Here is a 24,698-nt window from a genome sequence, read left to right on the forward strand (position 1 = left end):
ATGACAGTGGTGGATGTAGCGAGAGCGCGCGCCCTCACCCCAATCAATAATCCACCTGCATCAGATACAGCCCGTCCGGCGGGGCGACGATGCCGCAGGCGGCGCGGTTGCGGGCTGCGAGCGCGGCCGAGAGATCGTCGGCGGTCCAGCGGCCTTCGCCGACCCACATCAGCGACCCCACCATCGAGCGCACCTGGCTGTGCAGGAACGAGCGCGCCGAAGTGAGAATCGTGATCTCGCGCCCGTCGCGCAGCACGTCGAGCTGATCGAGCGTCTTCTCCGGCGACCTGGCCTGGCACTCGGTGTCGCGGAAGGTGGTGAAATCGTGCTTGCCGAGCAGGCGCTGTGCCGCCGCATGCATCGCATCGGCGTCGAGCCGGCGCGGCACGCGCCAGGCGTGGCCGGCATCGAGCGCGAGATTGGCGCGGGTGTTGACGATGCGGTAGCGGTAGTGGCGCTTCACGGCCGAGAAGCGCGCCTCGAACGTTTCAGGCACGATGTCCGCTTCGAGCACCGCCACCGGATGCGGACGCAGATGCGCGTTCAAGCCGTCGCGAAAACGGCCCGGCGGAAACTGCTTGTCGATATCGACATGCGCGACCTGGCCGCGCGCGTGCACGCCGGCATCGGTGCGGCCCGCACCGTGCACACGCGCATCCGCGCCGGTCATCGCCTTGACGGCAGCCTCCAAAGCGCCTTGCACCGAGGGCAGCGTCTCCTGCACCTGCCAGCCGAAGAACGGCGCGCCGTCATATTCGATGATGAGCTTGTAGCGGGGCATCAGGCCAGCCGCATCGGCGGCTTGAGCGGCACGCCGCGCAGGAAGTCCGCGGCCTGCATGCGTGCCTTGCCTTCGCGCTGAAGCTCGATAAGGCGGATTGCGCCATCGCCGCAGGCGATGGTGAGGTGATCGTCGAGCACCTCGCCGGGTGCGCCCGCGCCTTTTGCCAGCTCGCAGCGCAGGATCTTCACCCGCGCATTCTCAAGCTCGGCCCAGGCGCCGGGAAACGGCGACAGGCCGTGGATATGGCGCAGCACCTTGCGCGCGGGCCTGGTCCAGTCGATCCGCGCTTCGGCCTTGTCGATCTTGGCGGCATAGGTGACGCCGTCCTCGCTCTGCTTTTTGAGCTGGAGCCCGCCGCGGTCGAGCGCGGCCATGGCGCGCACCATCAGATCGGCACCGAGCCGGGACAGACGATCGTGCAGATCCGCCGCGGTCATGTTGTCCGTGATCGCGAGCCGTTCCGCCATGGCGACGTCGCCGGTGTCGAGGCCAACATCCATCTTCATCACCATCACGCCGCTCTCGGCATCGCCGGCCATGATTGCGCGGTTGATGGGAGCGGCACCGCGCCAGCGTGGCAGCAGCGAGGCGTGCAGATTGTAGCAGCCGAGCTTTGGCGCATCGAGGATCACCTGCGGCAGGATCATGCCATAGGCGACGACGACCGCCGCATCGGCGTCGAAGGCACGAAATTCTTCCAGCGCCTCCGGCGTTTTCAACGTCTTCGGCGTCAGCACGGGAATGCCAAGCTTTCGCGCGGCCTCTTCCACCGGGGTCGGCTGCAATTGCAGGCCGCGGCGGCCGCCGGGCTTCGGCGCGCGCGTATACACGGCCGCGATCTCGTGGCCATGCGCGACGAGCTCGAGCAGCGTCGGCACGGAGAAATCGGGCGTGCCCATGAAGATCAGGCGGAGGGGCATGTGGCGGCGCTCGGTAAGGCTTGTTTCTCCGTCATGCCCGGGCTTGTCCCGGGCATCCACGGTCTTGGCGACAAAGCAAGCAAGGCGTGGATGGCCGGGTCAAGCCCGGCCATGACGGTGAGAAAGAACCTACTCACTCCGCGCGCTTGGCGGCTTTCTCGAACTTCTTCAGCACGCGGTCGCGCTTGAGCTTTGACAGATAGTCGACGAACAGCACGCCGTTGAGATGGTCGATCTCGTGCTGGATGCAGGTGGCGTAGAGGCCTTCAGCATCCTCCTCGTGCACCTTGCCGTCGAGATCCATGTAGCGCACCCGCACCTTCGCGGGGCGCTCGACCTCCTCGTAATATTCGGGGATCGACAGGCAGCCTTCCTCGTAGACCGACAGGTCCTCCGAGGAGGCGATGATTTCCGGATTGATGAAGACGCGCGGCTCGGGCTTGGTCTCGCCGTCCTGATCGGGCTTGGCGAGGTCCATGGTGATCAGCCGCAACGGCTGCGCGATCTGGATCGCCGCGAGCCCGATGCCGGGCGCGTCATACATGGTCTCGAACATGTCGTCGGCAAGCTTGCGGATCTCCGGCGTGACCTTCTCGATCGGCTTGGAGACCAGACGCAGCTGCTTGTCGGGCAGGATGATGATTTCTCTGAGGGCCATGGCCGCGATTTAAGCCGCGCGTTCGATGCGGTCAATCCGGCCGGGAACCCTGTTAACCCTCCACTAACCATAAAACTTCGGGTTTCGTTAACCATAAAAATTAACAGGGCGTTTACCATAAATGTTCGCTATTCGTTCGTGCCCCCAAGCGAATCGGCTAGAAGCAGGGGCATGAACGAGATCATTTTCATGCTCGGCGACTGGCCGGTGCGCACCGTGGACGCGCTGATCGGCTTCGGCGCCCTGGTCCTCATCCTGATGGTGGTGATCGCAGTCGTGATCGCGCGCTCCGGGCGGCGCGGCGCGGAACTCGCGATGGCCAACGCGATCCGCGCCGACGAACTCGAGGAGCGCATCAGCCAGATGTTGCATGCCCAGAGCGAGGCTTCGGGGCGCGTCGACGCCATGACCCAGACGCTGGCCGGCCGCCAGGCCGACATGGCACGCGCGGTCAACGAGCGGCTGGATTCGGTGACCCACCGGGTCGGCCAATCCATGGAGCACACCACCCGCAACACCATGGAGAGCCTGCGCGCGCTGCACGAGCGGCTCGGCATCATCGACAGCGCGCACAAGAACCTCACCGACCTCACCACACAGGTGACGACCCTGCGCGACGTGCTCGCCAACAAGCAGTCGCGCGGCGCCTTCGGTCAGGCGCGGATGGAGGCGATCGTCCAGGACGGTCTGCCGAAGGGCGCCTACGAGTTCCAGTTCACGCTTTCGACCGGCAAGCGCCCGGACTGCGTCGTGTTCCTGCCCGACCAGCGGCCACTCTGCATCGACGCGAAATTTCCGCTGGAAGCGATGACCGCGCTGCATGACGCGCGCACCGACGAGGAAAAGAGGATCGCCACGCAGCGGCTGCGCGGCGACGTCATGAAGCATGTCAGCGACATTGCCGAAAAATATCTCGTCGCCGGCGAGACCCAGGACATGGCGCTGATGTTCGTGCCGTCGGAATCGGTCTACGCTGAGATCCATGACGGTTTCGACGACGTGATCCAGAAGGCGTATCGCGCCCGCGTCGTGCTGGTGTCGCCGTCGCTACTGATGCTGGCGATCCAGGTGATGCAGCAGATCATGAAGGACGCGCGCATGCGCGATGCCGCCGACCAGATCCGCACCGAAGTGATCAAGCTCGGCGACGACCTCGGCCGCCTGCGCGACCGCGTGCTGAAATTGCAGAAGCACTTTGCCGACGCCAACGAGGACGTGCGGCAGGTGCTGATCTCCGCCGACAAGATCGAGAAGCGCGCCGGACGCATCGAAGAACTCGATTTCAGCAAGAGCGATGCACCGGAAGCGCCGCATCTCGTGGCCACCGGTGCTGCCGAGTTGTTCCCGAGGAAGCTTCAGGCGGGGGAGTAGAATATAGAACACACTGTCGTCGCCCGGCTTGACCGGGCGACCCAGTATCCCAGAGGCGGCAGATGGGCGGGCGCTGCTACTACGTGTACATTCTCGCCAGCAAGATGGGCGGCACGCTTTACATTGGCGTAACGAACGATCTCATCCGCCGTGTGGCCGAACACAAATTGCAGTTAGTCGAGAGCTTCACGAAGGAATATGACGTTGTGAAGCTAGTCTATTTCGAGCAATTCGATGATCCCGAGAATGCGATAAAACGCGAGAAGCGCCTGAAAAAATGGAAGCGCGCCTGGAAGATTGCGCTGATCGAGAAGGATAATCCTGATTGGAACGATCTCTATGCGGGGATCGCGGGTCCTCCATAACTCCCGCCTCTGGGATACTGGGTCGCCCGGTCAAGCCGGGCGACGACACCTCACTTGTGGCGGCCAGAATCTGCTAACACCCTGCCATGACCGCACCCGACGCGACCTCCCCTGCCGGCTCCGGCACGGCCCCCACCTCCTGGCGTGACAGCCTTGCCGTTTACCTGCAACCGCGGGTGCTGATCGTGCTGTTCCTCGGCTTCTCGTCCGGGCTGCCGCTGGCGTTGTCGGGCTCGACACTGCTGGTGTGGATGCGGGAATCCGGCGTCGATCTCAAGACCATCGGGCTGTTTGCGCTGGTCGGCACGCCCTACACGCTGAAATTCCTGTGGGCGCCGCTGGTGGATGCGATGCATGTTCCGCTGTTCACGCGCGCGTTCGGGCGGCGACGCGGCTGGTTGCTGTTCTCGCAATTGCTGCTGATCGTCGCCATCCTGCTGCTGGCGCTGACCGATCCCGCGCGCTCGCCGTTCTATGTCGCGCTCGGCGCCTTGCTGGTGGCGACGGCCTCGTCGACGCAGGACATCGTGGTCGACGCCTTCCGGGTCGAGAGCCTGCCGGAGAGCGAGCAGGCCGCCGGGATGGCGTCCTATGTCGCGGCCTATCGCATCGGCATGCTGGTCTCGACCGCCGGCGCGCTGTTCATCGTCTCGGGCTTCGAGAGCACCGGCATCACCCGCACCTCGGCCTGGATGTGGGGCTATGTGGTGATGGCGGCGATGGTGCTGATCGGGACGATCACAGCGCTGGTCGCGACCGAGCCGGAGCAGTCGGTGCGGGCGGAAGCCGCGACGCAGACGCAGACCGCGTTCGCGCGCGTGCTGCACGCGGCGATCGGCGCCTTCTCCGAATTCCTGACGCGCAAAGACGCGCTCGCCGCGCTCGCCTTCGTCGTGCTGTTCAAATTCACCGACGCCTTCTCCGGCACGATGACCGCGCCGTTCGTGATCGACCTCGGCTTCTCCCGCAACGACTACGCGGCGATCGTGAAGGGCGTGGGCCTCGCTGCGACGCTGATCGGCGGTTTTGCCGGCGGCTTCGTCGCGCGGCGCTATTCGCTTGCGAGCAGCCTCTGGATCGGCGGCGTGGTGCAGGCGCTCGCGAACCTCTCCTTCTCCTGGCTGGCCTTCGTCGGTACCAGCCAATGGGCGCTCGCCTTCGCCATCACCTGTGAGAACTTCACCAGCGCCATCGGCACGGTGATCTTCGTCGCCTATCTTTCGGCGCTCTGCCAGAACCCGCTGCACACGGCGACGCAATATGCGCTGCTCACCGCACTTGCCGCGGTGGGGCGGACCTATCTCTCGTCAGGCGCCGGCTTCGTGGCTGATACCACCGGTTGGCCGCTGTTCTTCGTGATCTGCATGCTGGTGGCGATCCCGAGCCTGGTGCTGCTGGCCTGGCTGCAGAAGCGCGGACATTTCGAGACGCTGGGGCCGGTAAGGGTTTGACACCACTGCTGTCATGCCCCGCGAAGGCGGGGCATCCAGTATTCCAGAGAAAGATGTGACTGACCGAGAAGCCGCGGCGTACTGGATCGCCCGGTCAAGCCGGGCGATGACACCGCAAGCGCGGTGAGGACATCGCGTGTGCCCCTACTGCTTCTTGATCAGGCTCCACTTCGTGATCACGGCTTCGCTCATCTGGCCCGGATCGCTGGCGCAGGCGATCTCGTCGACCTTGACCGAGATCTCCTTGCCGGCGAACGTCTTCAGCTGTGCGGCCTGCGCGTCGCCGCTCGGAACGAGCTGGAAGGTTTCGGGGCCGGTCTCGAGATTGCACAGCCCGCTCGGCGGCGGCAGCCGGCGCGGCTCGGAGGTGATCTGGTAGGTCGCAACCCGCTTGCCGACGTTCTTGACGTCGCGCACCTTCATCGTGTTCAGCTCGCCCGACAGCACCTCGCCGGCATTGATCGGCTTGCCGGGCTTCGACGGCGGCGGAGCCCCGTCGTCCTGCTGCGCGGAGACGGCCGGCGTGGCCAGCATCGTCAGCGTTGCGACCAAAGCCCATCGTGTGGCGAAAAGTTTCGTCATGTCGTCTGTTCCGTAAGTCTGGATGGCTAGAACAGGGTGCGCTGCCGCATCGCGGCCGATAGCGTACCTTCATCGAGATAATCAAGCTCGCCGCCGACCGGCACACCATGGGCGAGCCGGGTTACTTTTACGTTGGCGTCCTGAAGCAGGTCGGTGATGTAGTGTGCGGTGGTCTGGCCGTCGACGGTGGCATTCAGCGCCAGGATGACCTCATGCACCTGTGCCTCATGCGCGCGCGCGACCAGCGCCTCGATGGTGAGGTCCTGCGGGCCGACGCCGTCGAGCGGCGACAATGTCGCGCCCAGCACGTGATAGCGCCCTTGAGTGGCATTAGCCCGCTCCAGCGCCCAGAGATCGGCAACGTCGGCGACGACCACGATGATCGAGGGATCGCGCCTCGGATCGGTGCAGACCGTGCAGGGACTTTGCGTGTCGATGTTGCCGCAGGTCTTGCAGACCTGGACCTTGTCGAGCGCGACCTGCATGGCCGAGGACAGCGGCATCATCAGCGCTTCGCGCTTCTTGATCAGATGCAGCGCGGCGCGCCGCGCCGAGCGCGGGCCGAGGCCCGGCAGCCGCGCGAGAAGCTGGACCAGCCGCTCGATTTCAGGACCCGCAACAGCGCCCATCCTACTGGCCGAACAACCCCGACAGCCCCGGTGGCAGACCGAGCCCGCCGGTGAGCGACTGCATCTTCTCCTGCATGGCGGCTTCCGCCTTGCGGCGGGCCTCGCCGAACGCGGTGACGAGCAGATCCTCGAGCACCTCGCGCTCTTCCGCCTTCATCAGCGAGGGATCGATCTTGACGCCCTTGACGTCCATCTTCGCGGTCATGCGCACGGCGACGAGACCGCCGCCGGAGATGCCCTCGACCTCGACGTTGGCGAGCTGATCCTGCATCTCCTGCATCTTGGATTGCAGCTGCTGCGCCTGCTTCATCATGCCGAAAATATCGACCATCGGTGCTGTCCTTGGAAAAATTTGGCTCTAGAGATCGTCGCCGTCCGAACCGTCGGGCGGATCGTCACTGCCATAGTCGGCATTAATAGCGGATTCCGGCGCCTCGGGGGCAAGCCTGCGGACCTCGACGACCTTCGCACCCGGAAAACGCGACAGAACCTCCCGCACGCGCGGATCGGCCTCGGCGGTGCGCGCATGTTCCTGCTTGGCCGCCTGGCTCACCGAGCGCAGCGTCGGCTGGCCCGGCTCGTTGGAGACGATCACGGTCCAGCGGCGCCCGGTCCAAAGCTCGAATTTGCGCGCGAGATCGGAAATCATGGTCTTCGAGGCGTTGGGCTCGAGCGCGACTTCCAGGCGCCCCTCCTCGAAACGAACGAGGCGCATGTCGCCTTCGAGCGCGCCCTTGGTCAGGAGGTCGCGCTTCTGCCCGGCCAGCGCAACGAGTTGGGTGAAGCTCGTGACGCGCAACACGGGCGCGGCAGCTTGCGGATCCGGCGCAGGCGTTGCCATCTGCGGACGGGCACCACCGCCGCCGCCGAACGAGGACGATGGCGATGTCGGCATGCGAACCGGAGCCGCGGACGCCACCGGCCCGGCCGGCGCGTTGCGCGCGGCACTGCCGCCGCTCACGACCGGCGAACCGCCGCCGTTCTGCTCCAGCATCTTGATCGCTTCGTCCGGCGTCGGCAGGTCGGCGACATAGGCGATGCGCACCAGCACCATCTCGGCGGCCGCGGCGGGCCGCGTCGCGGCCTGCACCTCGGTGATGCCCTTGAGCAGCATCTGCCACATCCGCGACAGCACGCGCATCGAGATCTTCGAAGCGAAATCCCGCGCGCGCACGCGCTCGGTCTCGCCATAGGCGACGTTGTCGGCGGTCGCCGGCACGATCTTCACACGGGTGACGAAATTGACGAATTCGGCGAGATCGGAGAGCACGACGATCGGATCGGCGCCGACGTCGTACTGGTCGCGGAACTCCCTGAACGCGGACGCGATGTCGCCACGCGCCAGCGAATCGAAGAGATCGATGACACGGGTGCGGTCGGCAAGCCCCAGCATCTGCCTGACGGCATCGGCCTTCACGGTGCCTGCCGCATGCGCGATCGCCTGATCGAGCAGCGAGAGCGAATCGCGCACCGAGCCTTCCGCGGCGCGCGCGATGATGCCGAGCGCTTCCGGCTCGATCTCGACGTTTTCCCTGGCCGCGATGTTGGCCAGATGCTTCATCAGCACGTCGGCCTCGACGCGGCGCAGGTCAAAACGCTGGCAGCGCGACAGCACCGTGACCGGAACCTTGCGGATCTCGGTGGTCGCGAACACGAATTTGGCGTGCTCCGGCGGTTCCTCCAGTGTCTTCAGGAAGGCGTTGAACGCCGCCGTCGACAGCATGTGGACTTCGTCGATGATGTAGACCTTGTAGCGGGCGCTGGCCGGCGCGTAGCGGACGCTGTCATTGATCTGACGAACGTCGTCGACGCCGGTATGGGACGCCGCGTCCATCTCCAGCACGTCCATGTGCCGGCTTTCCATGATCGCCTGGCAATGCACGCCGAGCGTCGGCATCTGGACCGTCGGGCCCTTCACCGAGCCATCCGGCATCTCGTAGTTGAGCGCACGGGCAAGGATTCGCGCGGTGGTGGTCTTGCCGACCCCGCGGACGCCGGTGAGAATCCAGGCCTGCGGAATGCGGCCGGTCTCGAACGCATTGGAGACGGTGCGGACCACGGCCTCTTGGCCGATCAAATCGTCGAAGCTGGAGGGACGGTATTTCCGCGCCAGCACCCGGTACGGCGTGCTGGCCTGGCCGGCGCTATCAGGGTTGGGAGGGGCGCCAGCGTCGGTCATCGGTCGATCCGCAATGAAGTGTCTTTCGGCCGGCTTTGCGGAAAGGAGCGCGCTGGCGGCCCGAGCCGCCGGCGCAATTCGCTCGGAAAAACAGGTAGGAGACTGACGAGCGACCCGATCCGGACCTCGTTAGGGCTGCTTCCTTCCGGACCTGACCCGGTTGGCGAGTGGCTCGTCCACCGCCAATCTCCCGGTCCCTATTTGGGGCCAAAAGGACCGGAAAGCAAGCGGGCATCGGCTTGAACGGCTGGGCTTCATCGTGACTTGCCCAGCATCCGGGCAATTCCCGGCCTGCCCAGCCGATAGGCTGTGCTTTCACTGCCGGAGGCGCCTTGGTAAGAACGCTGCCGGAACCCCTTCCAACAGAAAAGCGATTGATCCCAATGGTTACACGTCGTGATGTTGCATCGATTGTCGGACTTGGCGCGATTGGCGCGGCGACGCTGGCCTCCCCGGCCGTGGCGCAGACCGCCGATTCCAACGAATCGACCTTCGCCCGCATCCGCCGCACCAAGAAGATGCGGATCGGCGCGGTCGGCGGCGGCGCGCCCTATTACATGAAGGATCTTTCGACCGGCCAGTGGAAGGGATTTTACGTCGACATCGCGAAAGCACTCGCGGAGGACATGGAGGCCGAGCTCGAGATCACCGAAACCACTTGGGGCAATTCGGTGCTCGACCTGCAGTCCAACAAGATCGACATCTTCTTCGGCCTCAACCCGACCCCGAAGCGCGCGCTGGTGGTCGATTTCTCGGTGCCAGTCTTCAACAACGCCTTCGGCATCCTCTGCAAGAAGGACTTCAAGCCGAAGAGCTGGGCCGAGCTGAACTCGCCCGACGTCAAGATCGCGGTCGACCAGGGCTCCTCGCACGACCAGGTCGTCAGCCGCCTGACGCCGAAGGCGCAGATCTCGCGGCTGAAGACCGCCGACGACGCCACCGCCGCGCTCCAGACCGGCCGCGTCGATGCGCAGTGCCTGATCACCATGCTGTCGCTGACGGTGCTGAAGAAAAACCCCTCGCTCGGCCAGTTCGTGCTGCCGACGCCGATCTTCGCCACGACGTCGAATGCCGGCTTCCGCCGCGAGACCGACAAGACCTGGCGCGACTACGTCAACACCTGGATCGACTTCAACAAGGGCCTCGGCTTCATCCGCAACGCGATCATCACCAACATGGAGCTGGTGGGCGTGACCGAGGCGGACATTCCGCCGGGCGTTTCGCTGTAGTCTTCCACTGTCATTCCGGGGCGCCCGAAGGGCGAACCCCGGAATCTCGAGGTTCCGGGTTCGATGCTTCGCATCGCCCCGGAACGACAATGCCGGCTGTCAAGGCGTACGACGAGTAACACACGCATGTATCAGTGGGACTTCGGTATCCTCTGGAGCTATCGCTGGCTCTTTCTCAACGGGCTCGGCGTCACCGTCGGCTTCACCGTGGTCATTGTGGTGCTCGGCCTCGTCTTCGGCCTGTTCGGCGCCTTCGGCACCCTGTCGCGCTTTCGCGCGGTGCGCCTTCTCGCGCTCACCTTCATCGAGGCGTTCCGCTGCACGCCGATCCTGGTGCAGCTGATCTGGTTCTATTACGCGCTGCCGATCCTGGCCGGTGTCGAGATGACGCCGATCACGGCCTCGGCGCTGGCGCTGTCGCTCTATGGCGGCTCGTTCTATTCGGAGATCATCCGCGGCGGCATCATCTCGATCGACCGCGGCCAGCCTGAAGCCGGCGCCGCGCTCGGCATGACGCCGGGACAGAGCATGCGCCGCATCGTGCTGCCGCAGGCGATCAAGCGGATGATCCCGGCGCTGATGAACCAGTCGATCATCCAGTTCAAGAACACCTCTCTGGTCTCGGTGCTGGCGGTGCCAGACCTGGTCTATCAGAGCCAGGTCGCCGCTCATGACAGCTACCGTCCGCTGGAAACCTACACCGCCGTAGCGGTCGCCTATGCGGCGATCCTGATTCCCCTGACCATCATGGTCCGGCGCGGCGAGAAACGACTGGCGGTCGGCGAATGAGCGAGACCCCTTCCAAGATTGAGATCCGGGCGCTGCGCAAAAGCTTTGGCAGCAACGAGGTCTTGAAGAACATCAATCTCGATGTCGCCAAGGGAGGCGTCGTCGCGCTGATCGGCCCGTCCGGCTCCGGCAAGTCGACGCTGCTCCGCTGCATCAACCTCCTGGTGACGCCCGACGGCGGCAGCGTTCGCGTCGGCGACACCCGCTTTGCTTTCGGAGAAGGCACAAAGCTGCCGGACGTGAAGACGCTGGCAAGATTTCGCGCCACCACCGGCATGGTGTTCCAGCATTTCAATCTGTTCCCGCACATGACGACGCTCCAGAACGTGATGGAGGGGCCGGTCACGGTGCGGCGCATGGCGAGGGCTGACGCCGAGAGGCTGGCCCGGGCTCAACTCGCGAAGGTGGGCCTTGCAGAGAAGGCCGACCAATATCCGGCAACGCTCTCCGGCGGACAGAAGCAGCGCGTCGCGATTGCGCGGGCGCTCGCCATGGAGCCGGACGTAATGCTGTTCGACGAGGCCACCTCCGCGCTCGATCCCGAGCTTGTCGGCGAGGTGCTCGCCGTGATCCAGCAGCTGGCGTCGGAGGGCATGACCATGGTGATCGTGACCCACGAGATCGCCTTTGCCCGCGAAGTCGCCGACCGTCTGATCTTCATGCGCGACGGCGTCGTGGTCGAGGAAGGCCCGGCGCGGCAGGTCATCGACAATCCGCAAGCAGCGGCGACGCGCGCCTTCCTCAGCCATTTCCACCGCACCGGCGCGCTGCCGCCGGTTACAACGGCATCGTGATGTCCGAAATCAATCGCGTCTATCTCGTCACCGGCGCCGCCAGCGGCATCGGCCGTGCCACTGCAAAACTGCTCGCGGCCCCTGGCACCGCGCTGCTGCTGCACACGCGCTCCAACGCAGTCGGCCTCGACGCCACGGCGGCGGAGGCCGAAGCGCAAGGTGCGATCGTCGCGAAATGCCTCGGCGATCTCGCCGAGGAGGCTGCGGTCACCGACGCCGTCGCCGCCGCGCAAGCCGCCTTCGGCCGGCTCGATGGATTGATCCTGGTCGGCGGCCATGCCCGGCGCGGCAGCGCGATCGGCACGCCGGCGGATCAGTTCCGCAAGGCGATGGACGAATCGGCGTTGGCGTTCACGCGGCTGGTGGACGCCGCGCTGCCGCTGCTGCGTGCGGGACGAGATGCGCGGATCGTGGCAGTGTCGTCCTTCGTCGCCCACGCGATCCGGCCGGAGTTCGCGCCCTTCGCAGCCACGGCCGCGAGCCGCTCCGCGCTCGAAGCGCTGGTGCGCCTCACCGCAGTCGAGCTCGCCAGGGAGGGCATCACCGTCAATGCCGTGGCACCGGGCCTCATCGTCAAGGACAAGCCCAGCGAAAGCCGGCTTTCACCCGAACAGATCGCAGCGACCGAGGCGCTGATCCCGATGGGCCGCCGCGGACGGCCGGAGGAAGTGGCCGAGATCATCGCCTTCCTGGCCTCCCCGAAAGCATCCTACGTCACCGGCCAGGTCTGGCACGTCAATGGAGGCCTGACATGACCGAAGCAACCGTCGAACGGATCAGGCTGTTCCTGATCGAGAGCCCGATCAAAATGGCGCGCCTCCAGGGCGTCGGCAGCGTCAAGGGCACGGTGAAGCGCGTGCTGATCGAGCTCACCGCGAGCGACGGCGTGATCGGCTGGGGCGAGGCCGCACCGTGGGAAGTGTTCACGGGAACGCCGGAAGCCGCGTTCGCCGCGCTCGACATCTATTTACGGCCGATCGTGCTCGGCAAGTCGGTGCGCCGCATCCGCGCGCTGATGGCCGAGCTCGATCGCGCGCTGGTCGGACATGCCGAAGCCAAGGTCGCGATCGAAATGGCGCTGCTCGACATCGTCGGCAAGTCGTCGGGACTTTCGGTCGCCGACCTGCTCGGCGGCCGCGTGCGCGACACGATCCCGCTGTCGTTCTCAATCGCCGATCCCGATTTCGCCGCCGATCTCGAACGCATGCGGAAAATGGTTCCGGACGGCAATGTCATCTACAAGGTCAAGACCGGCGTGAAGCCGCATCGCGAGGATCTCGATCACCTCGCGGCGATCCGGAAAGAATTCGGCGACAAGGTCGATCTTCGCGTCGACTACAACCAGGCGCTGGCGCCGTTCGGCGCCATCAAGATCCTGCGCGACATCGAGCAGTTTGCGCCGACCTTCATCGAGCAGCCGGTGCCGCGCAAATTTCTCGACGTGATGGCGCAGCTCACCGCGGCGCTTGAGACACCCGTGCTCGCGGACGAAAGCTGCTTCGACCGCCGCGACATGATGGAGGTGGTGCGCCGCGAGGCGGCAGATGCCGTCTCGATCAAGCTGATGAAGGCCGGCGGCCTGTTCGAGGCGCAGGCGATCATGGCGATCGCCGACATCGCCGGCCTCCCCGGCTATGGCGGCACGCTGTGGGAGGGCGGCATCGGGCTTGCCGCCGGCACGCAGCTGATCGCAGCGACGCCGGGGATCTCGCTCGGCTGCGAATTCTACATGCCGCACCATGTGCTGACCGAGGACGTGCTGGAAGAGCGCGTCGCCAATCGCGGCGGCCACGTCGTGGTGCCCGACGGCCCCGGCCTCGGGATTCGTGTGAGCGAAGCCTCGGTCCGCGCCAATGCGCGGGTGCTTGCGGAGGCGTAAAGGCACGCCCCCACCGTCGTCCTGGCGAAGGCCAGGACCCATTACCCCAAGGAGAAGTTTGTGGCACGAAGTTGGTAACCCCGAATCTTCGCCAAACCGAATCCTGTGGTAATGGGTCCTGGATCTGCGCTGCGCTTGTCCAGGACTACGATCGCGTATGCGGCCCCTGCGGAGCCTCATCCTTCCCCAATCAGATTCGGTATCGTATGGTCGGAGCCAATATTCAGGGGTTCCGCCCCGCCACGCCCGACTCCCATCGGGCCATCCGGAAACCTTCATGTCCGAACCCGCCTGGTCGCTGCACTCTCGCCTGAAAGAGGACACCATCGACATCGGCGATTTGCCGCTGTCCAAGGTATTGGTCATCAAGGACGCGCATTATCCCTGGCTGCTGCTGGTGCCGCGGCGCGCGGATGCGGTCGAGATCATCGATCTCGACGAGGTGCAGCAGGCGCAGCTGATGACCGAGATCTCCCGCGTCTCGCGTGCGCTGAAGGAGATCACCAGATGCGACAAGCTCAACATCGCGGCACTCGGCAACCTCGTGCCGCAGCTTCACGTCCACGTCATCGCGCGCCGCACCAGTGACGCCGCCTGGCCGCGGCCGGTATGGGGCGTGATGCAGCCCTTGGCGCACGACGCCACGGAGGTGCAGACTTTCATCAGCGCGCTTCGCCGCAAGATCTGGTTGGGTTGAAAGAACAAGAAATGTCAGCATTCGACTCGTTTCCGCTGGGGCAGCCGGCCTTCGTCACCAACATTCTCGACCGCGCGGCGCATCTGCGGCGCGACGACGAAAAGCTGTTCGCGATGGAGCAGAAGCCGTCGTCGCGCGCCTATGTCGTCTACCGCGACTCGCTGCTGGTGAAGCGCGAGGGCGAAAAAGTGCGCGCGCTGCTCGGAATCGACGAGGCGCTGAAATGCGGCGCCAATCCCGGCACGATTTTTCTCGGCCTGCGCGACGGCGCCGCGATGTTCGGGATGGGCCTGTCGCAGGCCGCGTCCGAGAAGCTGATCGGGCGCGAAGACTACGCGCTGAGCGAGCTGCGCGGCATGGCGATGCAGGGCGCGGTGCCGCCGAAGGAGCTGTCGGCGATCGCGATGGCGAAGTCGATGGTGAGCTGGCACCAGCGCCACGGCTATTGCGCCAATTGCGGCACGCGTACCGGGATGAAGGAAGGCGGCTGGAAGCGGGAGTGCCCGAGTTGCAAGGCCGAGCATTTCCCCCGCACTGACCCGGTCGTGATCATGCACGTCGCCGCCGGCGACAAATGCCTGCTCGGCCGCCAGAAGCAGTTTCCGCCGGGCATGTATTCCTGCCTCGCCGGTTTCGTCGAGGCCGCCGAAACCATCGAGGACGCGGTGCGCCGCGAGATCCTCGAAGAGTCCGGGATCCGCTGCACCGACGTGCAATATTACATGACCCAGCCTTGGCCCTATCCGTCGTCGCTGATGATCGGCTGCAGCGCGCGGGCCGTGAGTGAGGACATCGTCGTCGATCATTCGGAGCTGGAGGATGCGCGCTGGTTCACGCGCGAGGAGGCCGCCTTGATGCTGACGCGGACCCATCCCGACGGGCTCGCCGGTCCGCACCCGTTCGCCATCGCCCATCATTTGCTCGGCCGCTGGGTGCACGACAAGAGCTGAGACCGGAGATGGCGCCCTCTGTGATCGCGCCGCGCGTCCTCTGCATCGGCATTCCCGTGCGCGACCTGACCTTTCGGGTCGAGGCCGTGCCCGCGCGCGGCAGCAAGGCCAATGCCACGCACCTCGCGGAGATCTGCGGCGGCAACGCGCTCAATGCCGCGATCGCCATCGCGCGGCTTGGCGGCCGCGTCTCCTTCGCGGGCCCCATGGGCGATGCCCGGGAGACGTCGAGCCGCTTCATCCTCGAACGGATGGAAGTTGAAGCGATCGAGACCACGCACATCGTCCGCATGCCGGGGCTCACGACGCCGGTGTCGGCGATCATGATCGAGCCCTCGGGCGAACGAACCCTCACCATCTATCGCGATCCCATGTTGTCGACCGTGCAGCTGCCGGACGCCGACAAGCTGCTCGCCGATTGTCAGGCGGTCCTCGTCGAGAGCCGCTGCGCATCGTTCTGCACGGACCTCTGCACTGAGGCACGCCGGCGCGGTATTGCCGTCGTCGTCGGCGTCGATCGCGCGATGTCGCTGCAGGACAGCCTGCTCACGGCCGCCTCGCATTTGCTGTTCGCCAGTGAACAGGTGCAGGAGACCGCCGGCATCACCGATGATGGCGAGGCGTTGCAGCGCCTGGCCGCGCTCACGCCCGCCTTCCTCGCCGCCACCCGCGGCCCGCGCGGCACGATCTGGCTGAACGAGAGCGGCGAATTGGAGCAGACGCCGGCGGTCTCGGTTCAGGCGGTCGATACGCTCGGCGCGGGCGACGTCTTCCAGGGCGCCTTCACGCTTCGCCTTGCTGAAGGCAGCGGCGCGCGGCAGGCGCTGCAATTCGCCGCGGGCGCCGCGGCGCTGAAATGCACCCGCCACGGCGGCGGCCTGGCCGCCCCGCAACGTCTTGAAGTCGAAGAGCTTTTGAACACGCCGCGCGCGACGACGCTCGGACGGACGCCGAGATTATAGACTTGCTATAGAAAGATTTTCTCTATATCAGGGAAATCAACCCTTGATATGGAACAAAGTTCTTCAAATGACCGATCTCGCCGTCCCGCTCCCCGAGACCAGCCGCCGCCTCGACGCCATCGACCGCAAGATTCTGATGGTGCTCCAGGACGATGCCTCCCTCTCCGTCGCCGAGATCGGCGACCGCGTCGGCCTGTCCTCGACCCCCTGCTGGAAGCGTATCCAGCGCCTGGAGGCAGACGGCGTGATCACCAAGCGGGTGGCGCTGGTCGACCAGAACAAGATCGGCCTCGGCATCTCCGTGTTCGTGTCGGTCGAGAGCTCCGACCATTCCGACGCCTGGCTGAAGAAATTCGCCGAAGCCGTCAGCGCCATGCCCGAGGTGATGGAGTTCTATCGTATGGCCGGCGACGTCGACTACATGCTGCGCGTCGTCGTCGCGGACATGCAGGCCTATGACGTGTTCTACAAGAAACTGATCAGCGCCGTGCCGCTGAAGAACGTCACCTCGCGCTTCGCGATGGAGAAGATCAAGTCGGTCACCGCGCTGCCGATCCCGGCGGTGGTGGCGGCTTAGACGTCACCACCGAGAAGCTGTCATCGCCCGGCTTGACCGGGCGATCCAGTACTCCGTGACGCCTGAAATCGATCGAGAAGCCCCGGCGTACTGGATGCCCGCCTGCGCGGGGCACGACAGCAAGTGAGGCTAGCCTCGCGCCTCAGATCTTCTGATTGTACTCGCCGACTTCGGGATGGGTGCGCAGCACGCTGTTCACCATCTCGAACATGTCGTGCATGCGCTGCTCGGAGACCGGGCTCTCGACCACGACGACGAGCTCGGGCTTGTTGGAGGAGGCACGCACCAGGCCCCAGCTGCCGTCCTCGACCGTGACGCGGACGCCGTTGACGGTGACGAGATCGCGGATCGACTGGCCGCCGATCTTGGCGCCCTTGGTCTGCAAGCCCTCGAAGTGCTTCACCACCTTGTCGATGACGCCGTACTTCACCTCGTCGGCGCAATGCGGCGACATGGTCGGCGACGACCAGGTTTTTGGCAGCGCGTTCTTCAGATCGGCCATCGACTTGCCGGGGGCGCGGTCGAGCATGTCGCAGATCGCGAGCGCCGAGACGAGACCGTCGTCATAGCCGCGTCCATACGGCTTGTTGAAGAAGAAATGGCCGGACTTCTCGAAGCCGGCGAGCGCACCCGTCTCATGGGTGCGGCGCTTCATGTAGGAATGGCCGGTCTTCCAGTAGGTGGTTTTTGCACCCTGCTTCTGCAGCACCGGATCGGTGATGAAGAGGCCGGTCGACTTCACGTCGACGATGAACTGCGCGTCCTTGTGGATTGCCGACATGTCGCGCGCCAGCATCACGCCGACCTTGTCGGCAAAGATCTCCTCTCCGGTGTTGTCGACGACGCCGCAGCGATCGCCGTCACCGTCGAAGCCGAGGCCCACATCGGCCTTGTGCTGCAGCACCGCGTCGCGGATCGCGTGCAGCATCTCCATGTCTTCGGGGTTCGGATTGTATTTCGGGAAGGTGTGGTCGAGTTCGGTGTCGAGCGGGATCACCTCGCAGCCGATCGCCTCCAGCACCTGCGGCGCGAACGCGCCGGCGGTGCCGTTGCCGCAGGCCGCGACGACCTTGAGCTTGCGCTTGAGCTTCGGGCGGCTGGTGAGATCGGCGATGTAGCGCGCCGGATAATTCTCGTGGAATTGATAGGAGCCGCCGGCCTTGTTTTTGAACTCGGCGCCCAGCACGATCTCCTTCAGCCGCGTCATCTCGTCGGGACCGAAGGTCAGCGGGCGGTTGGCGCCCATCTTCACGCCGGTCCAGCCATTGTCGTTGTGAGAGGCCGTGACCATGGCGCAGCAGGGCACGTCGAGGTCGAACTGCGCGAAATAGGCCATCGGCGTCACCGCGAGCCCGATGTCGTGCACCTTGCAGCCTGCTGCCATCAAGCCGGAGATCAGCGCATATTTGATCGAGGCCGAATAGCCGCGGAAATCATGACCGGTGACGATCTCCTGGCTGACGCCGAGCTCCGCGATCAGCGCGCCCAGCCCCATGCCGAGCGCCTGGATTCCCATCAGGTTGATTTCCTTCTGGAACAGCCAGCGCGCGTCGTATTCGCGAAAGCCCGTGGCCTTCACCATCGGCTCGGATTCGAAGGCATAGGTGTTGGGCAGCAACACGGATTTCGGCTTGGGGAACATTGAGACGGTCTCGTGAAAAAGAGCCAGGATTTGATGCAGCCTTAGCGAATGCCGGGCTGCAGCGGAAGGCGGGAATGGCAGCTTATGGATGATAATTGCGGCAGTTTGGTAACGGGGAAATCTGGCCGCGGTCGGAATAGAGATTTTCTTGAAATATGCGGTCGCCGGAGCCTTTGAGAGACCCTTACTGCTCCAGCACCATCTGACCGTTGGCGTATTCGAAGCGCTTGAGGCGGGAGAGGAAGGAGAGGCCGAGCAGGTTCTCGGACAGCGCCTCGTCCGGCAGCACCATGGCATCGACATCGCGTACCACGAGGCCGCCGACATCGAGCATGGCGATGCGGGTGCGCGCGGCCTTGATGGTGCCGTTGGCGGTGGAGACGGTGGCATTGTAATCGCTGCGCGAGGGACGCAGGCCGAAACGGGCAGCCGAGGTCTCGTTCAGCGCAACCACGGAGGCGCCGGTGTCTACCATGAAGCCAATGCGCTGGCCTTCGATCCGGCCATCGGTTTGGAAGTGGCCGCGGCCGTCGCGGGGGATGTTGAGGCTGCGGCCGCCGGCCGGCGCCATGGACGCGACTGCTACCGTGCGCGGCACCGACGTCGCCGAGGCGGAGCTCATCCTGTCCGCCATCTGGGCCATGAAGGTGCCAAGGCCGATCATGATCGCCGCGAAGATCATTATGTTACGCATCACACCACTTCCGAGCCGGAAGCTCGATTTCACCACGCGGCAGGCCGCTCCGCGAGCGACGCTGCGGCCAGAGCTGTGCTATTTTGACGAAAAGGATGAGCGGACGGTTAATGGGTCTTCGTAACGCTCACGTCCCGCGCGGCTTGACCCGCCGGGTCGGCAGCGCATTCGCCGGATCTTCCGGCCAGGGATGGCGCGGGTAGCGGCCGCGCAAATCGGAGCGCACGGCATTGTAGCTGCCGCGCCAGAAACCGGGGAGATCTCGGGTCACCTGCACCGGGCGTTGCGCCGGCGACAGCAGCTCGAGCACCAACGGCACCTTGCCGGCGGCGATCGACGGATGGGTGTTGAGGCCGAACAATTCCTGGAGCCGCACCGCGATGGTCGGCCCCTGCTCGGCTTCATAGTCGATCGCGAGCACGCTGCCGGTCGGCGCCTCGAAATGCGTCGGCGCCTCGCGGTCGAGCCGCGCGCGCATCTCCCACGGCAGCAACGTCATCAGTGCGTCGGAGAGATCGCCGGCGGAGATATCCTTCAGCGCGATCTTGTCGTAGAGCGCCGGCACCAGCCAATCGTCGCGCCGCGCGATCAGCCCGTCGTCCGAAAGATCCGGCCAGCTGTCGCCTTCGGCCTTGCGCAAAAACATCACGCGATCGCGCCATTGTTTGGCGGCCTTCGACCAGGGCAGCCGGTCGAGGCCGGCGGCGATCAGCCCGTCCGCCAAGATGCGCGCGGTGTCCTCCGAAGGCGATACGGCAAGTGTCGCCTCGGAGAGAGTGATCGCGTGCAGCGCGCGCTTGCGCCGCGCCCGCAACGCCATCGCGCCGCGATCGAACGATATCTCCTCGACGGATTCGATATGCTCGGCGAAATGCTGCTCGATCTCGTCCTGCGAGATTTGCGCTGCGAGCAGAATGCGTCCGCTCGCCGCCGTGCCTGTCATCTCGCCGATCGCGATATAGGGCGCGCGGGCGAGTGACGAGGTCTGATCGACGGCGGCACCACGGCCGTTGGCGAGCACGAAGCTGCCATTGCCGCGGTTGCGCGCGACGCGATCCGGGAAGGCGTAGGCGAGCATCAGGCCGGCCGAGAGGTCACCTTCTCCGGTCGCCGCCTTCTCTGACGCCGCCACCTGCGAGGCCCAGCGCCGCGCGAGGTCGCGCGCGCTTGCTGCACGCGGGGAATGGTCGCGGCGGAACTGATCGCGCCGGTGCTCGAGATCGACGCTGTCGCCGCCGAGCCCGCGCTCGGTGATGATGGCGGCGATCTCGGCGGCGGCGTCGCCCTCGCCGGCACGATGCGAATCCACGATCATGCGCGCGAGCCGCGGCGGCAGCGCCAGCGCGCGCAGGCTCTTGCCTTCCGCGGTAATGCGGCCGTCGCCATCGAGCGCATTGAGCTCGGAGAGCAGGCTTTTTGCTTCTTTCCAGGCCGGCTGCGGCGGCGGGTCGAGAAACGACAGCGCGGCAGGATCGGCGACGCCCCATTGCGCGAGATCGAGCACCAGCGAGGACAGATCGGCGCTGAGGATCTCGGGCTGGGTGTAGGGCGCGAGCGAGGCCGTCTGAGGTTCGTCCCAGAGCCGGTAGCAGACACCGGGCTCGGTGCGGCCGGCGCGGCCGCGGCGCTGGTCCGCCGCCGCGCGCGAGACGCGCACGGTCTCGAGCCGGGTCAGGCCGATGTCGGGCTCGTAGCGCGGCACGCGGGCAAGACCGGAATCGACCACGATGCGCACGCCCTCGATGGTCAACGAGGTCTCCGCGATCGAGGTCGCCAGCACCACCTTGCGCGTGCCCTTGGGCGCCGGCGAGATGGCACGGTCCTGCACGGCGGCGTCGAGCGCGCCGAACAGCGGCACGATTTCGATGCTGGAATCCTGCACGCGTTCGCCGAGGAAATTCTGGGTGCGGCGGATTTCAGCGGCGCCCGGCAGGAACGCCAGCACCGAGCCGGCATCGGCGCGCAGTGCCGAGGCGATCGCATCCGCCATCTGCCGTTCCACCGGCACGTCCGCCTTGCGGCCGAGATAGCGCGTCTCGACCGGAAAGGCGCGCCCCTCGCTTTCGACGACGGGCGCTTCGCCGAGCAATCTTGCCACGCGGGCGCCATCGAGCGTTGCCGACATCACGAGGATGCGCAAATCCTCACGCAGGCCGGTTTGCGCATCGCGCGCCAGCGCGAGGCCCATGTCGGCATCGAGCGAGCGCTCGTGGAATTCGTCGAACAGGACGGCGGCGATGCCCGACAGCTCGGGATCGTCGAGGATCTGGCGGGTGAAGATACCCTCCGTCACCACCTCGATGCGGGTCGCGCGCGAGATCTTCGAGCCGAAGCGGACGCGATAGCCGACGGTCTCGCCGGCGCGTTCGCCCAGTGATTTGGCCATGCGGTCGGCGCTGGCGCGCGCCGCGATGCGCCGCGGCTCCAGCACGATGATCTTCTTGCCCTTCGCCCATGGGGCATCGAGCAGCGCCAGTGGCACGCGCGTGGTCTTGCCGGCGCCCGGCGGCGCCACCAGCACGGCGGCGTTATGCGCCTCCAGCGTGCGCGAGAGGTCGTCGAGCACGGCATCGATCGGGAGGGGCGTGTCGAAACTGCGGGGCAAAGAACTATCCGATCGTCATGCCCGGGCAATAGCGCGAAGCGCGTCCTCGCGCAGAAGTCCAGAGCATCCACGTTCTTTCAGCCGAGAGTGAACAAGACGTGGATGGCCGGGACAAGCCCGGCCATGACGGTTTTAGCCCGACAACGACATGTAACTTTCAGCCCTGCACCGGCGGCCGTCCGACACTCTCATAAACGAAGCCGGCCGCAGCCATCTCCTCGGGGCGGTAGATGTTACGCAAGTCGACGATGACGGGCTGCGCCATGGTCGCCTTCAGCCGGTCGAGATCGAGCGCACGGAACTGCACCCATTCGGTGACGATGACGATCGCATCGGCGCCTTCCGCGCAGGAATAGGCGTCCTCGCAATAAGTGATGCTGGGCAGCTCGCTCTTCGCCTGCTCCATGCCGACGGGATCGAAGGCCTTCACCTTCGCGCCCATGTCGATCAGGCCCGTGACCAACGGGATCGACGGCGCATCGCGCATGTCGTCGGTGTCGGGCTTGAAGGTGAGGCCGAGCACGGCGATGGTCTTGCCGCGCAGCGAGCCGCCGAGCGCCTGGCTCACTTTTCGCGCCATCGCCCGCTTGCGGTTCTCGTTGACCGCCAGCACGGATTCGACGATGCGCAAGCTCACGTCGTAGTCCTGCGCGATCTTGATCAGCGCCTTGGTGTCCTTTGGGAAGCACGAGCCGCCGAAGCCGGGACCGGCATGCAGGAATTTGGTGCCGATGCGGTTGTCCAGGCCAATGCCGCGCGCGACTTCCTGCACGTTGGCGCCGACCTTCTCGGAGAGGTCCGCGATCTCGTTGATGAAGGTGATCTTGGTCGCGAGGAACGCATTGGCGGCGTATTTGATCATCTCGGCGGTGCGGCGTTCCGTGAACATCAGCGGCGCCTGGTTCAGTGACAGCGGCCGATAGATGTCGCTCATCACCTTGCGGCCGCGTTCGTCGGCGGTGCCGACGACGATGCGGTCGGGGAATTTGAAGTCGCGGATCGCCGCGCCCTCGCGCAGAAACTCAGGGTTCGAGGCGACGACGACGTCGGCCTTGGGGCTGGTTTCGCGGATGATGCGCTCGACCTCGTCGCCGGTGCCGACCGGTACGGTCGACTTGGTCACGACGACGGTGAAGCCGGACAGCGACTGCGCGATCTCTTTCGCGGCCGCATAGACGTAGGACAGATCGGCGTGACCGTCGCCGCGGCGCGAGGGCGTGCCGACCGCGATGAAGACAGCATCGGCATCCGCGACCGGCTTGGACAAATCGGTGGTGAACTCCAGCCGCTTGGCCTTGACGTTGGTCGCGACCAGTTCGTCGAGCCCGGGCTCGTAGATCGGTATCTCGCCGCGATGAAGGGCCGCGATCTTCTTCTCGTCCTTGTCGACGCAGATGACGTCGTGACCGAAATCCGCAAAGCAGGCCCCGGACACCAGTCCCACATAGCCCGTGCCGATCATAGCAATGCGCATGAAAAACCCTGTTTGGCTTGGTTAACGAAACCGCAATTCTAGGGCGGTTTAGCATTTTCCCGGGGGGAGGGAACAGCCCGCGTGCAAAAAACGGCACGGCAATTGTACCGGTTAAGAAATCGTAAGTCGCAAGGCGCCAAACTGCTCCGCGTTTACACAGATCCCGTCGGAACACGCCTCGAAAAGAGACATCATGGCACTATCAGGCACAATCGCCGCGAGCGGGGGACTCAAGGCCCCTTCCGCTACGCGTGTCGATTGGGTCGACTACGCCAAGGGCATCTGCATCGTCATGGTCGTGATGATGCATTCGGTGCTGGGGGTCGAGCTTGCCGCCGGCGAGACCGGTTTCATGCATGTCTTGGTGGCCTTCGCAAAGCCGTTCCGGATGCCGGATTTCTTCCTGATTTCGGGTCTGTTCCTGCCACTGGTGATCGACCGGGACTGGCGAACCTATCTCGACCGCAAGGTGGTGCATTTCGCCTATTTCTATGTCGTCTGGGTGACAATCCAGTTCGGCTTCAAGGCCCCCGCATTTGCAGCGGAAACGAGCTGGCGCGACGCCGGCTTGCTCTATCTGGAATCCTTCGTCGAGCCGTTCGGCACGCTGTGGTTCATCTACCTCCTGCCGATCTTCTTCGTCGTCACAAAACTGACACGGCGAATCCCGCCGCCCGCGATCTGGCTCATCGCGGCCGCACTGGAGACGGCGCGTGTCGCAACCGGCTGGACCGCGATTGACGAGTTCTGCTCGCGCTTCGTCTATTTCTATTCGGGCTATCTGTTCGCGCCCTACGTGTTCGCGCTGTCGGACCGCGCGCGCAATCATCCCGCATGGGCGCTGACAGCGCTCGCGACATGGGCGTTGGTCAATGCCGGCCTCGTTGCGCTCGGGGCCGGCGAATGGAAAATCGTATCGCTCGTGCTCGGCTTCGCCGGCGCCTGCGCCATCATCACGATGGGCACGCTGCTCGCGCGCGCGCAATGGCTGAACGTCTTCCGTTTCTGCGGCGAGCATTCGATCGTGATCTATCTCGCCTTCTTCCTGCCGATGGCGGCGACACGGACGCTGCTATTGCGCACGGGCATCATTCCCGACATCGGTGCGGTGTCGCTGATCGTGACCATCGCCGGCGTGATCGGAGCGCTCGCAATCTGGCAGATCGCTCTGCGCCTTGGCGGCAGTTTTCTGTTCGATCGGCCCGATGCGTTCTGGATCGCGCCGAAGAAGACAAGCGCGGTGCTGCAGGCGGCGGAATAGCACGCTGTCGTCGCCTGGCTTGACCTGGCGACCCAGTACGCCGAGAGTCTGTGGTTCAGCCGATAAGCCGCAGTGTACTGGATTCCCCGCCTTCGCGGGGAATGACAGTGGGATGCGGGGAATGACAGTGGGGATAGCGGCATCCGCAAGCCAAAAATCCCCCTCCCAAGGCTGTCAAAGCCCGCAAAAATTCATACATTGCGGCC

Annotated in this window: 24 protein-coding genes and 1 other RNA gene; 13 read left to right on the forward strand and 12 right to left on the reverse strand. The window is 65.2% G+C overall.

Features of this window, described 5'->3' with window-relative positions; genetic code table 11:
• Window positions 1-43 precede the first annotated feature (43 nt).
• The 3 genes from truA to def all read right to left on the reverse strand — a co-directional run bounded on the left by truA (window position 44) and on the right by def (window position 2,362).
• On the reverse strand, window positions 44-781 hold the full coding sequence (truA, locus tag ABIB66_RS05215) for a tRNA pseudouridine(38-40) synthase TruA (protein WP_354206270.1): 738 nt from the start codon (window positions 779-781) through the stop codon (window positions 44-46).
• Entirely contained in the window at window positions 781-1,704 is a 924-nt protein-coding gene (gene fmt, locus ABIB66_RS05220) for a methionyl-tRNA formyltransferase (RefSeq protein WP_354206268.1), read from the reverse strand. Before fmt ends, truA begins: the two co-directional genes overlap by 1 nt.
• A gap of 133 nt (window positions 1,705-1,837) precedes the next feature.
• Window positions 1,838-2,362, reverse strand: coding sequence for a peptide deformylase (gene def, locus ABIB66_RS05225; protein WP_007604684.1), 525 nt, complete (start codon window positions 2,360-2,362; stop codon window positions 1,838-1,840).
• A gap of 171 nt (window positions 2,363-2,533) precedes the next feature.
• Here def and ABIB66_RS05230 point away from each other — a divergent pair, with 171 nt between their 5' ends.
• The 3 genes from ABIB66_RS05230 (at window position 2,534) to ABIB66_RS05240 (ending at window position 5,549) form a co-directional block, all read left to right on the forward strand.
• Window positions 2,534-3,733 carry a DNA recombination protein RmuC gene (locus tag ABIB66_RS05230; protein ID WP_247357676.1) on the forward strand — a complete coding sequence of 400 codons (1,200 nt, stop codon included), beginning with the start codon at window positions 2,534-2,536 and terminating at the stop codon, window positions 3,731-3,733.
• Window positions 3,734-3,795: 62 nt separating this feature from the next.
• Window positions 3,796-4,098 carry a GIY-YIG nuclease family protein gene (locus ABIB66_RS05235; RefSeq protein ID WP_354206263.1) on the forward strand — a complete coding sequence of 101 codons (303 nt, stop codon included), beginning with the start codon at window positions 3,796-3,798 and terminating at the stop codon, window positions 4,096-4,098.
• 86 nt (window positions 4,099-4,184) lie between these two features.
• Window positions 4,185-5,549 carry an AmpG family muropeptide MFS transporter gene (locus ABIB66_RS05240; protein WP_354206261.1) on the forward strand — a complete coding sequence of 455 codons (1,365 nt, stop codon included), beginning with the start codon at window positions 4,185-4,187 and terminating at the stop codon, window positions 5,547-5,549.
• A gap of 144 nt (window positions 5,550-5,693) precedes the next feature.
• Here ABIB66_RS05240 and ABIB66_RS05245 read toward each other — a convergent pair whose 3' ends face one another.
• The 5 genes from ABIB66_RS05245 to ffs form a co-directional block, all read right to left on the reverse strand.
• Window positions 5,694-6,131: a hypothetical protein gene (locus ABIB66_RS05245; protein ID WP_354206259.1), complete on the reverse strand. Its 438-nt coding sequence runs from the start codon at window positions 6,129-6,131 to the stop codon at window positions 5,694-5,696.
• A gap of 26 nt (window positions 6,132-6,157) precedes the next feature.
• Window positions 6,158-6,760, reverse strand: coding sequence for a recombination mediator RecR (gene recR, locus ABIB66_RS05250; protein WP_275172876.1), 603 nt, complete (start codon window positions 6,758-6,760; stop codon window positions 6,158-6,160).
• A 1-nt stretch (window position 6,761) separates the two neighbouring features.
• Window positions 6,762-7,091 (reverse strand): YbaB/EbfC family nucleoid-associated protein, encoded by a 330-nt coding sequence (locus tag ABIB66_RS05255; RefSeq protein ID WP_007597704.1) that lies wholly within the window; start codon window positions 7,089-7,091, stop codon window positions 6,762-6,764.
• 27 nt (window positions 7,092-7,118) lie between these two features.
• Window positions 7,119-8,939: a DNA polymerase III subunit gamma/tau gene (locus ABIB66_RS05260; RefSeq protein WP_354254360.1), complete on the reverse strand. Its 1,821-nt coding sequence runs from the start codon at window positions 8,937-8,939 to the stop codon at window positions 7,119-7,121.
• A gap of 94 nt (window positions 8,940-9,033) precedes the next feature.
• Window positions 9,034-9,130, reverse strand: an RNA gene (gene ffs, locus ABIB66_RS05265) — signal recognition particle sRNA small type.
• Window positions 9,131-9,322: 192 nt separating this feature from the next.
• Between ffs and ABIB66_RS05270 the strand changes: the two genes are divergently transcribed.
• From ABIB66_RS05270 to ABIB66_RS05310, 9 genes are all read left to right on the forward strand, one after another.
• Complete coding sequence (locus ABIB66_RS05270) at window positions 9,323-10,168, forward strand: transporter substrate-binding domain-containing protein (RefSeq protein ID WP_354206254.1); 846 nt, start codon at window positions 9,323-9,325, stop codon at window positions 10,166-10,168.
• Window positions 10,169-10,294: 126 nt separating this feature from the next.
• A complete protein-coding gene (locus tag ABIB66_RS05275) occupies window positions 10,295-10,957 on the forward strand; it encodes an amino acid ABC transporter permease (protein WP_354206252.1) in 663 nt (220 codons plus the stop codon).
• Window positions 10,954-11,751: an amino acid ABC transporter ATP-binding protein gene (locus tag ABIB66_RS05280; protein WP_354206250.1), complete on the forward strand. Its 798-nt coding sequence runs from the start codon at window positions 10,954-10,956 to the stop codon at window positions 11,749-11,751. Before ABIB66_RS05275 ends, ABIB66_RS05280 begins: the two co-directional genes overlap by 4 nt.
• A complete protein-coding gene (locus ABIB66_RS05285) occupies window positions 11,751-12,506 on the forward strand; it encodes an SDR family NAD(P)-dependent oxidoreductase (RefSeq protein ID WP_354206248.1) in 756 nt (251 codons plus the stop codon). The genes ABIB66_RS05280 and ABIB66_RS05285 overlap by 1 nt, the downstream gene beginning before the upstream one ends.
• Entirely contained in the window at window positions 12,503-13,630 is a 1,128-nt protein-coding gene (locus ABIB66_RS05290) for a muconate cycloisomerase family protein (protein ID WP_275172881.1), read from the forward strand. The genes ABIB66_RS05285 and ABIB66_RS05290 overlap by 4 nt, the downstream gene beginning before the upstream one ends.
• A gap of 277 nt (window positions 13,631-13,907) precedes the next feature.
• Window positions 13,908-14,327: an HIT domain-containing protein gene (locus tag ABIB66_RS05295; RefSeq protein ID WP_354064093.1), complete on the forward strand. Its 420-nt coding sequence runs from the start codon at window positions 13,908-13,910 to the stop codon at window positions 14,325-14,327.
• 11 nt (window positions 14,328-14,338) lie between these two features.
• The gene (nudC, locus tag ABIB66_RS05300) at window positions 14,339-15,277 is read left to right on the forward strand and encodes an NAD(+) diphosphatase (RefSeq protein ID WP_354064091.1); all 939 of its coding nucleotides are present in this window, start codon (window positions 14,339-14,341) and stop codon (window positions 15,275-15,277) included.
• 8 nt (window positions 15,278-15,285) lie between these two features.
• Window positions 15,286-16,239: a PfkB family carbohydrate kinase gene (locus tag ABIB66_RS05305; protein WP_354064089.1), complete on the forward strand. Its 954-nt coding sequence runs from the start codon at window positions 15,286-15,288 to the stop codon at window positions 16,237-16,239.
• 67 nt (window positions 16,240-16,306) lie between these two features.
• Complete coding sequence (locus ABIB66_RS05310) at window positions 16,307-16,816, forward strand: Lrp/AsnC family transcriptional regulator (RefSeq protein WP_007604670.1); 510 nt, start codon at window positions 16,307-16,309, stop codon at window positions 16,814-16,816.
• A gap of 142 nt (window positions 16,817-16,958) precedes the next feature.
• On the opposite strand, the gene ABIB66_RS05315 is transcribed toward ABIB66_RS05310, so the two are convergent.
• From ABIB66_RS05315 to ABIB66_RS05330, 4 genes are all read right to left on the reverse strand, one after another.
• A complete protein-coding gene (locus ABIB66_RS05315; protein ID WP_275172885.1) occupies window positions 16,959-18,458 on the reverse strand; it encodes a phosphomannomutase/phosphoglucomutase in 1,500 nt (499 codons plus the stop codon).
• Window positions 18,459-18,642: 184 nt separating this feature from the next.
• Window positions 18,643-19,152, reverse strand: coding sequence for a TIGR02281 family clan AA aspartic protease (locus ABIB66_RS05320; protein WP_354101180.1), 510 nt, complete (start codon window positions 19,150-19,152; stop codon window positions 18,643-18,645).
• A 127-nt stretch (window positions 19,153-19,279) separates the two neighbouring features.
• Window positions 19,280-21,757 (reverse strand): ATP-dependent helicase HrpB, encoded by a 2,478-nt coding sequence (hrpB, locus tag ABIB66_RS05325; RefSeq protein ID WP_354206243.1) that lies wholly within the window; start codon window positions 21,755-21,757, stop codon window positions 19,280-19,282.
• A gap of 157 nt (window positions 21,758-21,914) precedes the next feature.
• The gene (locus ABIB66_RS05330; protein WP_354064082.1) at window positions 21,915-23,231 is read right to left on the reverse strand and encodes a UDP-glucose dehydrogenase family protein; all 1,317 of its coding nucleotides are present in this window, start codon (window positions 23,229-23,231) and stop codon (window positions 21,915-21,917) included.
• Between the two features lie 193 nt (window positions 23,232-23,424).
• Between ABIB66_RS05330 and ABIB66_RS05335 the strand changes: the two genes are divergently transcribed.
• Window positions 23,425-24,492 (forward strand): acyltransferase family protein, encoded by a 1,068-nt coding sequence (locus ABIB66_RS05335; protein WP_354206240.1) that lies wholly within the window; start codon window positions 23,425-23,427, stop codon window positions 24,490-24,492.
• The last annotated feature ends 206 nt before the right edge of the window (window positions 24,493-24,698 follow it).

Source organism: Bradyrhizobium sp. F1.13.3, assembly GCF_040548265.1.
In the GTDB taxonomy this organism is placed as follows: Bacteria; Pseudomonadota; Alphaproteobacteria; order Rhizobiales; family Xanthobacteraceae; genus Bradyrhizobium.